This window comes from Streptomyces sp. NPDC056527 (assembly GCF_042794475.1).
In the GTDB taxonomy this organism is placed as follows: domain Bacteria; phylum Actinomycetota; class Actinomycetes; order Streptomycetales; family Streptomycetaceae; genus Streptomyces.
Window position 1 is genome coordinate 1 of record NZ_JBHTTQ010000049.1, and the last position, 12,910, is coordinate 12,910.

General features: G+C 72.2%; 15 protein-coding genes. 2 read left to right on the forward strand and 13 right to left on the reverse strand.

The window, feature by feature from the left end:
* Positions 1-33: 33 nt before the first annotated feature.
* The 4 genes from ACFQ7Q_RS22660 to ACFQ7Q_RS22675 all read right to left on the reverse strand — a co-directional run bounded on the left by ACFQ7Q_RS22660 (position 34) and on the right by ACFQ7Q_RS22675 (position 3,632).
* Positions 34-855, reverse strand: coding sequence for a MerR family transcriptional regulator (locus tag ACFQ7Q_RS22660; protein ID WP_383558116.1), 822 nt, complete (start codon positions 853-855; stop codon positions 34-36).
* Positions 856-914: 59 nt separating this feature from the next.
* Positions 915-1,571: a leucine efflux protein LeuE gene (gene leuE, locus ACFQ7Q_RS22665; RefSeq protein WP_383558118.1), complete on the reverse strand. Its 657-nt coding sequence runs from the start codon at positions 1,569-1,571 to the stop codon at positions 915-917.
* An 81-nt stretch (positions 1,572-1,652) separates the two neighbouring features.
* Positions 1,653-3,233 carry a methylmalonyl-CoA mutase gene (locus ACFQ7Q_RS22670; RefSeq protein WP_383558120.1) on the reverse strand — a complete coding sequence of 527 codons (1,581 nt, stop codon included), beginning with the start codon at positions 3,231-3,233 and terminating at the stop codon, positions 1,653-1,655.
* 267 nt (positions 3,234-3,500) lie between these two features.
* Positions 3,501-3,632: a hypothetical protein gene (locus ACFQ7Q_RS22675; RefSeq protein ID WP_383558123.1), complete on the reverse strand. Its 132-nt coding sequence runs from the start codon at positions 3,630-3,632 to the stop codon at positions 3,501-3,503.
* Positions 3,633-3,678: 46 nt separating this feature from the next.
* Between ACFQ7Q_RS22675 and ACFQ7Q_RS22680 the strand changes: the two genes are divergently transcribed.
* Positions 3,679-4,299, forward strand: a complete 621-nt coding sequence (locus tag ACFQ7Q_RS22680; protein WP_383558125.1) for a L,D-transpeptidase family protein — start codon at positions 3,679-3,681, stop codon at positions 4,297-4,299.
* 154 nt (positions 4,300-4,453) lie between these two features.
* Here the strand turns inward: ACFQ7Q_RS22680 and ACFQ7Q_RS22685 are convergent, their stop codons facing one another.
* The 6 genes from ACFQ7Q_RS22685 to ACFQ7Q_RS22710 form a co-directional block, all read right to left on the reverse strand.
* A complete protein-coding gene (locus ACFQ7Q_RS22685) occupies positions 4,454-5,497 on the reverse strand; it encodes a hypothetical protein (RefSeq protein ID WP_383558127.1) in 1,044 nt (347 codons plus the stop codon).
* Positions 5,497-6,162 carry an RNA polymerase sigma factor gene (locus ACFQ7Q_RS22690; protein ID WP_383558230.1) on the reverse strand — a complete coding sequence of 222 codons (666 nt, stop codon included), beginning with the start codon at positions 6,160-6,162 and terminating at the stop codon, positions 5,497-5,499. The genes ACFQ7Q_RS22685 and ACFQ7Q_RS22690 overlap by 1 nt, the downstream gene beginning before the upstream one ends.
* Before the next feature lie 382 nt (positions 6,163-6,544).
* A complete protein-coding gene (locus ACFQ7Q_RS22695) occupies positions 6,545-6,991 on the reverse strand; it encodes a hypothetical protein (RefSeq protein ID WP_383558129.1) in 447 nt (148 codons plus the stop codon).
* Positions 6,988-7,566 (reverse strand): RNA polymerase sigma factor, encoded by a 579-nt coding sequence (locus ACFQ7Q_RS22700; protein ID WP_383558131.1) that lies wholly within the window; start codon positions 7,564-7,566, stop codon positions 6,988-6,990. Before ACFQ7Q_RS22700 ends, ACFQ7Q_RS22695 begins: the two co-directional genes overlap by 4 nt.
* Before the next feature lie 117 nt (positions 7,567-7,683).
* Positions 7,684-8,127: a hypothetical protein gene (locus tag ACFQ7Q_RS22705; protein WP_383558133.1), complete on the reverse strand. Its 444-nt coding sequence runs from the start codon at positions 8,125-8,127 to the stop codon at positions 7,684-7,686.
* Positions 8,128-8,213: 86 nt separating this feature from the next.
* Positions 8,214-8,912 (reverse strand): hypothetical protein, encoded by a 699-nt coding sequence (locus ACFQ7Q_RS22710; protein ID WP_383558232.1) that lies wholly within the window; start codon positions 8,910-8,912, stop codon positions 8,214-8,216.
* 66 nt (positions 8,913-8,978) lie between these two features.
* Here ACFQ7Q_RS22710 and ACFQ7Q_RS22715 point away from each other — a divergent pair, with 66 nt between their 5' ends.
* Entirely contained in the window at positions 8,979-9,713 is a 735-nt protein-coding gene (locus ACFQ7Q_RS22715; protein ID WP_383558136.1) for a Clp protease N-terminal domain-containing protein, read from the forward strand.
* 180 nt (positions 9,714-9,893) lie between these two features.
* On the opposite strand, the gene ACFQ7Q_RS22720 is transcribed toward ACFQ7Q_RS22715, so the two are convergent.
* The 3 genes from ACFQ7Q_RS22720 to ACFQ7Q_RS22730 all read right to left on the reverse strand — a co-directional run bounded on the left by ACFQ7Q_RS22720 (position 9,894) and on the right by ACFQ7Q_RS22730 (position 12,840).
* Positions 9,894-10,442 (reverse strand): hypothetical protein, encoded by a 549-nt coding sequence (locus ACFQ7Q_RS22720; RefSeq protein ID WP_383558138.1) that lies wholly within the window; start codon positions 10,440-10,442, stop codon positions 9,894-9,896.
* Between the two features lie 59 nt (positions 10,443-10,501).
* Complete coding sequence (locus tag ACFQ7Q_RS22725) at positions 10,502-11,134, reverse strand: DUF4328 domain-containing protein (RefSeq protein ID WP_383558140.1); 633 nt, start codon at positions 11,132-11,134, stop codon at positions 10,502-10,504.
* A gap of 95 nt (positions 11,135-11,229) precedes the next feature.
* The gene (locus tag ACFQ7Q_RS22730) at positions 11,230-12,840 is read right to left on the reverse strand and encodes a glycoside hydrolase family 20 protein (protein WP_383558143.1); all 1,611 of its coding nucleotides are present in this window, start codon (positions 12,838-12,840) and stop codon (positions 11,230-11,232) included.
* Positions 12,841-12,910 lie beyond the last annotated feature (70 nt).

The following is a 12,910-nucleotide window of genomic DNA, read 5'->3' on the forward strand; positions in this document are numbered from 1 at the left end:
GGGCCCGCGGGCCCCACCCCCTCCGCCTCACGGCTACGCGCGGACGACCGGCTCCTGGAGCTCCGTCACCCACTTCGCCTTGTCGTCCGGGCACTCCAGATACAGCTCCCTGGCATAGCCCGCCGAGCGGTAGGCGTGGGCGTCGATCCAGGTGGCCAGGGTCTGGGCGGTCGGCAGGATGTCGTCCATCGGGCCCCGGTGGACGACCGTGGCCGCCTCCTCCAGGCCCGGCAGCACGACGATGTCCACTCCCGCCGGCTCGGCTCCGGCCGGGATCGTCATCCCCGCGTGCACGACGATCGAGCCGTCGCCGCGGCCCGCGTCCTCGTAGTACGCGATCCCGGGACCGAAGCCGGTCACGTCCGCGGCCTCCAGGGCCGCGCACAGCCGCTCGTACAGCGGCTGGATGACCGGGCCGATCTCGCCCGGACCGAATCCTGCCGCCACTCCGCTCAGCTCGGCGAGCCGCACCGGCGGAACCTTCTTGATCACGACGTCCTGCGTGGACATGTGTCCCTCGCTCTCGATGGCTCGGAGCCGCGCGCCGACCTGTGCCAGCCGTCCCGCCGCCTCCGCCAGGGCCGTCTCCAGCTCGGCCTGGCGCAGCCGCAACATGCCGCGCAGCTCCTCCGCGCCGACCTGCTCGTCGAGGATCGACCCCACCTGTTCGAGGGTGAAGCCGAGCTCCTTGAGCGCGATGACGCGGTTGAGGCGGGCCAGCTGGTCGGCCTCGTAGAAGCGGTAGCCGCTGTGCGGGTCGACATGGGCCGGGTGCAGCAGCCCGATGGCGTCGTAGTGGCGCAGCATCCGGACCGACACCCGCCCGTGCCGGGCGAAGTCTCCGATGGTGAACATGACGCCCCCTACGGAACGGCCTCACACGGTGTCAGGGTCAAGGCGGTACCGCCGAGGGGTCAGGCGGCGCTGCTGAGGGAGAGCTTGGCCGCGAAGCCGAGGAAGAGCGCGCCCGCCGCCGAGGTCGCCCCGGCCGAGAGCCGCCTGCGCCGCCGGAACGCGGCCGCGAGCCGCGTCCCGCCGAATATCAGCGTCGTGAGGTAGAGGAAGCTGCCGAGCTGCAGGAGCGAGCCGAGCACCAGGAAGGACAGGGCCGGGTAGGCGTATCCGGGGTCCACGAACTGCACGAAGAAGGAGATCAGGAAGAGGATCGCCTTCGGGTTGAAGAGGCTGATGATCAGCGCACGGCGGTACGGGTTCTCCCCGGCGGCGGCCGAGGCCGCCTCGGGCTCCTCGGCCGTCAGCTCGCCACGGGCGCGCCACATCCCCCACGCGGCCCGCAGCATGCCGATGGCCATCCAGGTCAGATAGCCCGCGCCCGCGTACTTCACGATCATGAAGAGCAGGGGGGTGGTCTGGAGCAGCGAGGCGGCTCCGAGCGCGGCCAGCGTCATCAGGACCGCGTCCCCGGTGAAGACGCCGGCGGCGGCCTTGTATCCGGTCCGGGTGCCCTTGCGGGCGGCGACGGACAGCACGTACAGCGAGTTCGGCCCCGGCAGCAGGATGATGAGGACGAGGCCCGCGAGATAGGTCGGCAGATCGGTGACTCCCAGCATGAAACGGAGTCTCGCACGTGGGTACGACAGTCCGCTCTCGTGTTTCGCGATGCGGAATCGCCCGGCGCGAAGCGGAATCGTCTAGAACGCGTCGGAGGGGGTGTAGGTCCCCCAGACCTCCCGCAGCGCGTTGCACACCTCGCCGACGGTGGCCCGCTCCTTGAGCGCGGTCTTCATCGGGTACAGGACGTTGTCCGTCCCCTCGGCCGCCTTCTTCAGCTCGGCGAGCGCCGCGTCCACGGCCGCCTGGTCGCGTTCGGCGCGCAGTCCGGCCAGCCGCGCGGCCTGCTGGGCCTCGATCGCCGGGTCGACGCGCAGCGGCTCGTAGGGCTCCTCGACGTCGACCGTGTAGCGGTTGACGCCGACGACGACGCGCTCGCCGCCGTCCGTCTCCTGCGCGATGCGGTACGCGGAGCGCTCGATCTCGTTCTTCTGGAAGCCGCGCTCGATCGCGTCGACCGCGCCGCCCATGTCCTCGACCTTCCGCATGAGCTCCAGCGCGGCGCCCTCGACGTCGTCCGTCATCCTCTCCACGACGTACGAGCCGGCGAAGGGGTCCACGGTGGCGGTCACGTCGGTCTCGTAGGCGAGGACCTGCTGGGTGCGCAGCGCGAGCCGGGCGGACTTGTCCGTCGGCAGGGCGATGGCCTCGTCGAAGGAGTTGGTGTGCAGCGACTGCGTGCCGCCGAGGACGGCCGCGAGCCCCTGGACGGCGACGCGCACCAGGTTGACCTCCGGCTGCTGGGCGGTCAGCTGCACACCGGCGGTCTGGGTGTGGAAGCGGAGCATCAGCGACTTGGGGTTCTCCGCGCCGAACTCCTCCTTCATCACCCGCGCCCAGATCCGGCGGGCCGCCCGGAACTTGGCGACCTCCTCCAGGATCGTCGTACGGGCCACGAAGAAGAACGAGAGCCGTGGCGCGAAGTCGTCCACGTCCATGCCGGCGGCGACGGCGGTACGGACGTACTCGATGCCGTCGGCGAGGGTGAACGCGATCTCCTGCGCGGGCGAGGCACCGGCCTCGGCCATGTGGTAGCCGGAGATCGAGATGGTGTTCCACTTCGGGATCTCGGTCCTGCAGTACTTGAAGATGTCCGCGATCAGCCGCAGCGAGGGCTTGGGCGGGAAGATGTACGTGCCGCGGGCGATGTACTCCTTGAGCACGTCGTTCTGGATGGTGCCCGTCAGCTTGTCCGCCGGGACGCCCTGCTCCTCGCCGACGAGTTGGTAGAGGAGCAGCAGGAGGGCGCCGGGGGCGTTGATGGTCATCGACGTGGAGACCTTGTCCAGCGGGATCCCGTCGAACAGGACGCGCATGTCGTCGATGGAGTCGATGGCCACGCCGACCTTGCCGACCTCGCCGTGCGCGATCGGCGCGTCCGAGTCGTGGCCCATCTGGGTCGGCAGGTCGAAGGCGACGGAGAGGCCCGTCGTGCCGTTGGCGATGAGCTGCTTGTAGCGGCCGTTGGACTCGACGGCGGTGCCGAAGCCCGCGTACTGGCGCATGGTCCAGGGGCGGCCGGTGTACATGGACGGGTACACGCCTCGCGTGAAGGGGTACGAGCCCGGCTCGCCGAGCTTCTCCGCGGGCTCCCACCCGTCCAGGGCGTCCGGTCCGTAGACCGGCTCGATGGGGAGCCCCGACTCCGACTCGCGCGCCATCTGCTGTGCCTTCCGCTCGACCTGCTCCGCGGTACCGACCCTCGCGGCGGACTGTAGCGGCCGCCCGCGGCCGTCGGAGCGCCGCGCGCCGGGACCTTCCCCACAAGCATCCTCCGTACTTGCGGCAGGTGCGCAACCAAGCGGGCACGGGAAGCATCCAATAGGTACACAGACACATTCCGGGGGGCTTCCGATGCGCCGTTCGTCCGTCATACCCAGAGCACTCTTGGCCTTGGCCGCCGTGGCACTCGCCACCAGCTGTACGGCTCAGGCGGCCGGCGGCGGGGGCACGTCGTCGACGACCGGCGCGCCGTCGAGCTCGTCCTCGGCGCCGGCCCCGACCTCTCCGACGGCCGAGCCGAGCGGTACGCCGACGACGGACGACAAGCCGTCCACCACGCCCAGCTCCTCCCCCACCTCGCCGCAGCCGGCCGCCAAGGTCCTGATGAAGGACGGGGACGAGAACGCGAAGGTGCGCGAGTTGCAGGCGCGGCTGCGCCAGGTCGGCTACTTCGACCGCGCGCCCACCGGCTTCTACGGCACGATGACCGGGGGCGCGGTCAAGGCCTTCCAGAAGAAGCGGGAGCTGCCGCAGACCGGCTCGGTCGACGAGACCACCTGGCAGCGGCTGCTGGCGATGACGCACAAGCCGACGGCCGACGAGCTCAAGCCGTCCACCACCAACAAGCTGGACAAGCCGGACGAGCGCTGCATGACCGGCCGCGTGCTGTGCATCAGCAAGGAGAGCCGGACGCTGGCCTGGATGATCGACGGCAAGGTCGTCTCCTCGATGGACGTCCGCTTCGGCTCGGAGAACACCCCGACCCGCGAGGGCACCTTCCAGGTCGACCGCAAGGTCCGCCAGGACTGGTCGAAGCTGTACCACACGCCGATGCCGTACTCGATGTACTTCAGCCGCGGCCAGGCCGTGCACTACTCGTCGGACTTCGCGGCCCGCGGCTACAACGGGGCCTCGCACGGCTGCGTCAACGTCCGGGACAAGGTGAAGCTCGCGGCGCTCTTCGACCAGGTGAAGGTCGGCGACAAGGTCGTCGTCCACTGGTAGGGACGCGGTAGAAGAAAGGGCGCGGGTGGGACCGGGGGAACGTGTCCCACCCGCGCCGGGTGCGCGGAGCCGAAGGTACGGGGGGAACCCCGGCTCTCTGCGCGGCCGATGACCAGTCGGCTCACTCAGTACTGCGCCGACGGGCCGAAAAGTGTTACGCCAGGTCCCGGGAGCGGTCGGAACGGTGGTCGCGGCCGGTGTTCCGGCCGTCGCCGCGGCGGTCGTCACGGTCCTCGACGCGATGGTCGCCGCGGGCCTTGCCGCGGTTCTCGTGGCGGCCCTTGCCACCGGTGCCGGAGGGGGCTCCCGCTCGTTCGCCCTCTCCGGAGGAGCTGTCGTCGCCCCGGCCGCCCGAGGAGTCGGTGGACGGTTCCCTGGTGAATCCGCTCGTGCCGCCGCCGGCCAGGACGCGGTCGCAGTAGCGCCGCAGGGTCTCGCCCTTGCGCACCGAGTCCGTGAGCCGGCGCTGGGAGCTGTCGTCGAGGCGGCCGGCACGGAAGTCCTGGCACGCCTTGACGATCTTGGCGGAGAGGCCGTCCCGGTCCCGGTCCGCGGGATCCGTCGTCTTTCCGGGCTTGGGAGTGGCGTCGTCGTCGCCCCCGTCACCGCCGGAGCCCGGCGTCGCCGGGGGCGGGGAGAGTGAAGGGGAGGCGCCGGGCGTCCGGTCCCCTCCCGTGGACGGCGCCGACGGCATGCCCGTACCGAAACCCTCGTCGGGGGAGCCCGAGGCGACCGGCTCGGGTATCTCCACGGCCGAGACGGAACCGGCCGGCGGCGGGCGGTCCCGGTCGTCGAAGGGCAACATGCCCGTGCCGGAGGCGACGGCCACACCGCCGACGGCGACGGCGGCGACCGCGGCGGCCAGTCCGTACCGCAGCGAGCGTCCCCACTGCCGGGCGGCGGGCGCCCGCCCGAGCCGTACCCCGCCGAGTTCGGCGGCGCCGGGCGCGAAGAGGGACGGGGACGTGGCGAGGGAGCGCTCGGCGGTGGCCTTGCGGAAGGCGGCCAGGGCGGCCTCCTCGCCGGGGAGCTCGGCGTCCACCGGTACGGCGAGGGGCACGAACCGGGCCGACGCGAGGGCCTCGGCGAGGCGCTCGGCCTGCTCACGGGCGTGATCGTCGACGGCGTCGACCGGCTCGCCACGGAGCAACCGCTCCGAAGCCTCCTGGTCGAGCCACTGGTACCGCTCGTCGGCCATCACATGTCCTTCTGCGTCCGCGCACGCGATTGCGTCACACCACCGGGGGCGGACGCCCCCGGTCTGCGACCGCGTTGCGGTGGTACGCCGCCGAGCGGGGTCCCGCTGCCGTCGCCCTCGGAGTGGAGGAGTTCGGCGAGGCGCTTGAGCCCTCGGTGCGCGGCGGTGCGTACCGCGCCGGGGCGCTTCCCCAGGGTGTCGGCGGCGCTCTTGGCGTCCAAGCCGACGACGACCCGCAGGACGACGGCCTCGGCCTGGTCCTGCGGCAATTGGGCGATCAGATTCATGGTGTGGCCGGTGGCCAGTGCTTCCAGGGCCTCGTCCGCGGTGTCGGAGTCGGCGGGCTTGTCGGTGAGTTCGGTCTCGTCTCCGGTCGCGGCGGGCCGTCTGCCCCGCATCCGGATGTGGTCCAGCGCGCGGTTGCGGGCGATACGGGCCGCCCAGCCCCTGAACCGGTCCGCGTCGCCGCTGAAGCGGTCGAGGTCGCGCGCGATCTGGAGCCAGGACTCCGAGGCGACGTCCTCGGTGTCGGCTTCACCGACGAGCGTGCGTATGTAGCCCAGCAGCCGGGGATGCACGGCGCGGTACACAGTACGGAAGGCGTCCTCGTCCCCGTTCTGCGCAGCGAGCACCGCGGCTGTCAGCTCCGCGTCGTCCCCCAGCAATCCCCACAACCTGTTCGTCATCGCGGCTGGTCATCACCACCGCACCAGCCGGCGCGCATCAGCACGCTACGTCCTTCCCCGTCGCCACGTCCATGTTCGTCCGGTCTTTGTACAACCTGCAACCTTCTAGGGGTGCCGGACGGTGTGACAGAAAACGCATCCTCGGCGCTGTAGGGAGTACGGGGCCGTGCTGCGGCTCCGGCGGACGGCGACCGGGGCCTCTCCTGTGGGGGGTGGCGGCCCCGGTCGTCCTCCTTTTCGCCCCCTGTTCAGGGCTTTTGACCCTTCGCCTGCGGACGGTTCGCCTGGCCGAGCCCCTTGGCCTTGCCCTTGGCCACGTCCTTGTTCCCGACCGCGCCCCGGCTCTTGCCCTTGTCCTTCTTCATGCCCTTGTTCCCGACCACGCCCTTGGACATGCCCCGGGTCCGGTGCGCGCCGTCGTCCGGGGGCCCGTTCGGCACGTCGCCCACCACGGTGGGAAGGCCGACGCGCTGCGGCTCGCCTCGGGCGCCTCGGATTTCTCCGGCGCGGGAGCGGGGGTCGGCGGGGCGGGGTCGAGGGTTCCGGACGCGGCCACGGCGACACCGCCGAGCAGCACCGTTGCGGCGACGCCGAACGCGGTGGTGCGCAGGGGGCCGCGCCACCGTCCGCGCACCGGCACCGGTCGCCAGTCGTCCCGCCGTCTGGTGCGGCGCACCGCGCGCCCCTCGGTGTCCCGCGCCGCGCGGAAGGCCTCGCGCGCCCGGGTCTCGCCCGCGTCGGCACCGTCCTGTTCACCCCGCAGCGCCGCGCCCAGCGCGGCGGCGAGCGGGTCCGGTTCGCGTGTCATGTCCCATCCTTCCGCCGTCGCGGCGGCTCCGCGGCGGCGAGCAGTCCCGCCAGTCTCCTCAGGCCCCGGTGGCCCGCAGTGCGGACCGCCCCGGGGCGTTTGCCCAGGACGCGCGCCGCCGCCGGGCCGTCCAGACCGACGACCACCCTGAGCAGCACGGCTTCGGCCTGGTCGCGCGGCAGGCTGCGGACCAGGGCGAGCGCCTGCTCCGTCGACAGCCTCTCCAGCGCGGCGGCCGCCGTGTCGTGACCGCCGGGCAGTTCCAGTACGTCCTGCTCGAGTAAGGAGGTGCGGGGCCGCCGGCGCTGCCGGCGCAGATGGTCGAGCGCCCGGTTGCGGGCGATCGCCGCGGTCCAGCCGCGGAATCCGGCCCCGTCGCCACGGAATCGTCCGAGGTCCCGGGCGATCTCCAGCCAGGCCTCCGACGCGACGTCCTCGGCGTCCTCTGCGACCAGACCCCGTACGTAGCCGAGCAGTCCGGGATGCACCAGACGGTACGCCTCGGCGAAGGCGTCTTCGTCCCCGCGCTGCGCACGCTCGACAAGGATCCCCAGTTCCGCGTCGTACGCGCCCACGCCGCCCTCTTCGTACCGACTCGGCACGGCACACCGTGCCCATGCCCCCCAAGAGGCAGGGCGCGACGCGCCATCCCCCTTTCCTTCAGCGCGCGAGGCCCCGGAAACGTCACTGGTTCACAGACAGCGCACAGGAGTCCTGGCCCGCCCGTGCAGCAGCAGATAGAAGCGCTGTACGGATTCCTCCGGACCTGTCTCGAATCGGTTGACGACCTTGCCGAGCGGGTTCCAGGCCCGCCCGTCGGGCATCCGTATCCCGACGGGCTGCCGGAAGAACTCCCGCTGCCCCTCGTCGAAGTCCACCCACCGCGCACCGGCCCGGCGCACGATCACCTCCCCGGTGTACGCGCCCAGGGCCTGGAGGGTGCGGTCGACGCGCTCGCGGTCGGGCTGGTCGCGGCGCAGCCCGTCGACGATCAGGTCGACCAGGCGGAGGCTGGCGACGGAGTAGTCGAGCGGCAGCCGGCTCCTGGCCGTGAGCCGCTCGACGACTTGGGTCACGTAGGTGCGCATTCCGTCGGCGGACGGCATGGCCGGCGCGGGTTCGGATTCCCGGTACATGCCCAACCAAGCGACCTGAGGGGCGTAAGTGTCACAGGTGACGTAGGTGGCGCTGGTCACACTGCCAGGTCAGAGCCGCCTCGCGGTCACAGCGACGGGCCGTGCGTGGCCTCCGGCTCCCTCGGCGCGGCGAACCAGCGCCAGGAGGTGCGCCGTTCGCGCCCGGGGAGTTCACCCCTGCCGGTGGCCCACAGCAGGGTCGGCCAGCGGTCCGCGTCCGCAGGGGCGTCGGGGAAGAGCCGGGTGAGCACCTGGCCGCAGAGACCGGCCGGCGGGTGGAACGGGACGCCGAGGCCGGTGGCGATGTCATGGGTGTGGACGAGGGTCTCGACGATTCCCATGGCCGCGAAGCCCTCGGCGTCGGAGCGGCCGAAGACGTGGTGCGCGCGCCGGTCCGCGGGGACGGTCCGGACCACGGCGGTCAGCATCGCGCCGCACGACTCCAGCACCTGGAGCAGCCCGGCGGTCCCGGTCTCGGGATTCGCGTACGTGACGTTGGCGGGACCGCCCTCGCGGCGCCGCTCCCAGAGGAAGGGCACCTCGGTGTCGAGCGCCGGTGCGTCGAGGCCGAGCTGGGCCGCGTAGGCGAAGAGGTCGTCGGCGAGGTGCTCGACGGTCTCCCAGCAGCTCCAGGTCAGAGCGCCGGCGGGCCGCTGCCAGTCGGCGGCGGCGGTCGCGGCCGCGGCGCCGCGCAGGGTGGTCAGGGAGAGGCGGACGGCGTGCTCGAGGTCGTCGGCGGTGAGGCCGGGTGCGGTGGGATCGCTCGTCGTCGTCATGGCGATCATCATGACGCCCACTGAACTGTCAACCGATGGTTGACACCCCTGGAGTGTCAACCTAGGGTTGCCTCTATGACGAAACCAGTCGGCATGACCATCCCCGTCCGGCTCGACGACCTCATCGAAGCGATCAAGAAGACCAACACCGACGCGCTCGACCAGCTGTCGAACGCGGTGATCGCCGCGGACCACCTCGGCGACATCGCCGACCATCTGATCGGCCACTTCGTCGACCAGGCACGGCGCTCCGGCGCCTCCTGGACCGACATCGGCAGGAGCATGGGCGTCACCCGGCAGGCGGCCCAGAAGCGCTTCGTCCCCAAGGATCCTGACGCGGAGAAGATGGACCCGAACGCGGGGTTCAGCCGCTTCACCCCCCGGGCCAGGAACGTGGTGGTGGCCTCCCAGAACGAGGCCACGGCCGCGGGCAACGCCGAGATCGGCACCGGGCACGTGGCCCTCGGTCTGCTCGCCGAGCCCGACGGGATCGCGATGCACTGGATGACCGCGCAGGGCGTGACGCCGGAGGCGCTGCGCGAGGCGGTCACCCCGACGCTGCCCGAGGCGGTCGCCGAGGTGCCCGCGCTCGTCCCGTACGACGCGGCGGCGAAGAAGGTCCTGGAACTGACCTTCCGGGAGGCGCTCCGGCTCGGCCACAACTACGTCGGCACGGAGCACATCCTGCTGGCGCTGCTGGAGTTCGAGGACGGCGACGGTGTCCTGACGGGCCTCGGCCTCGACAAGGCGCGGGCGGAGGCGGACATCGCGGCAGCGATCGAACAGCTCGCGGTGAAGCCGACGGAATGACTCAGGCTCAGGAATGAGTCAGGAGACGTGACGGCGACGGCCGGGCCCCCGAGGGGTGCCCGGCCGTGTCCGTCCTTCGACGCCGTCAGGCCGTGCGGGTCCGGCGGGAGACCACCGCGCGGAGCACCCGACCGCCCTCCGTGGAGAGCTCGCGGCCGGCGCGGACGCCCTCTCGGACCGTCAGGCCGTGCGGGCCCGGCGGGAGACCACCGCGCGGAGCACCCGGCCGCCCTCCGTGGAGAGCTCGCGGGCCCGGCGCAGACCGGTCGGCCCGTGCGCGACCGATTCGAGGACGGTCTCCTGCCGGCGCAGCTCGCCCGCGAGGAGCGGGCCCGCGCCGGCGCCGTCCCCGGCCCGGCAGCGCGCGATCGACTCGTCGGTGACCTCGGCCGCGTCGTACCGGCCGTGCAGGGCCAGCGCGGTGACGGAGCATTCGGAGGCCCACTCGCGCAGCGGCGCCTCGGCCCACTCCGCGGGCGCGGCGTCCAGCATCTCCCGTACGAGCCCGGCCACGGCTTCGTCGCCGGCGTCGCCGCCCAGCTCGACCCGGGCCTTGGCCATCGCCTCGCCCCAGGCCCCGCCGTCGCCGCGGGCGACCGCCGCCCAGACGGGCCGCAGCACCTCCCCGCCCTCGGGGGCGAGCAGCGGCAGACACCGGTCCAGGCAGGCGAGCCCGGCGGCCGCCAGACTCCGCTCGTCGGCCCGGTCGATCAGTTCCAGCAGGCTCATGGATGCCTCCCGTTGCGGACGCAGTACTGCCCCTTACTGCGCCGCTTGGCGTGATTACGTCACTGCGCGGCCGGAATCATGCCAGTGGCCTTGCGGTGTTGCATAGAGGTCAAACGCCGGACAAAGAGGATCGCGAGGACGGCGGCGACGATGTCCAGGGCCGCCCACGCCATGAGCAGCCGGGCCCCGGCAGCGAACTCGACGGCCTGGTCGGCGTCGTCGTACACCGCGCTCGCGAACATCCCGAGGAGCACGGAGAGGATCCAGAGCGTCCACCACCAGTTGAGCAGGGCGAGCGACTCCTCCTTGCCGTCGCCGTACGGGTCCCGGCGGCTCGCCCGCCAGGTGCCGGCCGCGACGGTCCGCGGCCACCAGAAGTTGGCGATCGGCACGAACCAGGCGCCTATCGCCCAGCCGGGGCCGCCCCGGTGGAGGTCGGGAGCGAAGACGCCGGCGTTCCGCCGGACCCGGAAGAACCAGACGATGAAGACGATCTCGGTCGGCAACGCCAGCAGCGCCTGGACCCACGTCGTGGCATCGACGCCCAGGTGGGTGAAGCCCGTCGCGTCGGGACCGTCGGCCATCAGCAGCCACACCCGAAGCGCCGAAAGGATGAGGAACACGTCCGACAGGACCATCGCAGCGAGCAGCGCCACGACGGCGTACGACAGGCCAACGGGATTGCGGAGCATGAAGGAGCAGACCCCCACAGGTGAGCGGCGCCCCTCCCCGAGGCACCGGGACGGCCCGGGCGGCCGCCGCGCTGGGGGAGCGTACTCCCGCCTGCTCAGCGCACGTTCGTCGCCAGGGTCCTGAACTGCTCCCAGGTCATCGTCGGCTTCCGCTCGTCCCACAGCTTCTGCGCCGTCGCCGTCAGCGGCATCCGGATCCCGTCGGCGACCTGCGCCTGCGTCTGCGACCGGGACAGATCGCACCAGACGGCGAACCGGCCGCCCAGGATCTGGGGTCCGTACCGCGCCGGGACGGGGGTCGTGCCGCGCAGCACGAGCGGGGTCCACTGCTCGTAGATGCGACGGCCGGTGGGGTACGTGAACTGGTTCGGCTCGCCGAGGACGTAGTACAGGAACTCGTCGTTGAGGTTCACGACCTTGCGCCCCTCGGCCAGGTACTCGGTCGGTGGCCGGGCGCCGATCTCCTTGCCGGTCCAGTACTCGACCTCGATGTCCTTGGCGGCGTGGACGACCCCGCCCCGGAAGAAGCCGTCGTTCCAGGCCTTCGCCACCTTGCCCTCGCCCCGCACCACGGCAGCGCGGTCGTTCAGCCAGCCCTCCGCCAGGTCCTGCACCCGCGCCTGGGGCCCGTACTTCTCGCGCGCCGCCGCGGCCAACTGCGGATAGGAGGTCTCCGGGGAGCGGACGGTCAGCGCCTGGTACTCGTCGGCGCCGACGTGGAACCAGCCGCCGGGGAAGAGGTCGGCGTACTCGCGCAGCAGCTCGTCCAGGAGCCGCGCCGATGCGGGCTTGGAGATGTCGATGGCCCCCTGACGCGGAACGCCCTGGACATTGAGCAGCCGCAGGTCCGGGTAGGCGCGCAGGACGGCGCCGAGGTGTCCGGGCGAGTCGATCTCGGGCACGACGGTGATGTGCAGGGTCTGCGCGAGGGCGAGGATCCGCCGCACCTCGGCCTTGGTGAGGTGCTCGGCCGAGACGATCTCGGGGTGCGTGTCGGAGGCGATCCGGAAGCCCTGGTCGTCGGAGAAGTGCAGACCGAACTGGTTGAGCTTGAGGTCGGCCATCTCCCGAAGCCGGGCCTCGATCCACTCCACCGTGAAGAACTTGCGGGCGATGTCGAGGTTCAGCCCGCGCTGGGGCTTGGCGGGCGCGTCGGTGACGACGCCCTCGGGCATCGCGCCGGAGCCGTTCACCGACTGCTTGAGGGTGCGGGTCCCGTAGAAGACCCCGGCCTGGTCGGGGCCGGTGATCCGGACCCGGTCGTCGCGGGTGGTGAGCGTGTACGACTCGGGGGCGCCCTTCCCGCCGAGCGCCAGCTCGACATCGCCCGCGCGTGCGGCGACGGCACCCCGGTACGCGATCTTCAGCTCCCCCGCGAGCAGCCGGCCCTCGTCCGCCAGCCCCTCGCTGCCCCGCGCGATGACGACACCGCCCTCGGGCGTGGGGCGCCAGCCGGGGCCGCGGGCCGCCTCGTGGGCGCGGACGGCCGGCACGGTGAGCGGGGCGGTGGAGAGCGGGTACGTCCGGGTGGGCGTGGGGCTCGGCTCCGGCGCCGCGCTGGTCACGGACGACAGCGTTCCGGCTCCGGACGTGGGCCCGCCGGGGCCGGAGGAGGAGCCGTCGGAGCAGGCCGTCACGGTGGCCAGTGCCACCGCGGCCGCGAGGAGGGTCGGGCCCACACGGGGCCCTCGTATGGCGTACCGCATCACTGGGAATCCTCCCTCAGGGAGCGAGGTAGGGCCATTCGGGGTCGTGCGGCGACGCCGAAACGTCACG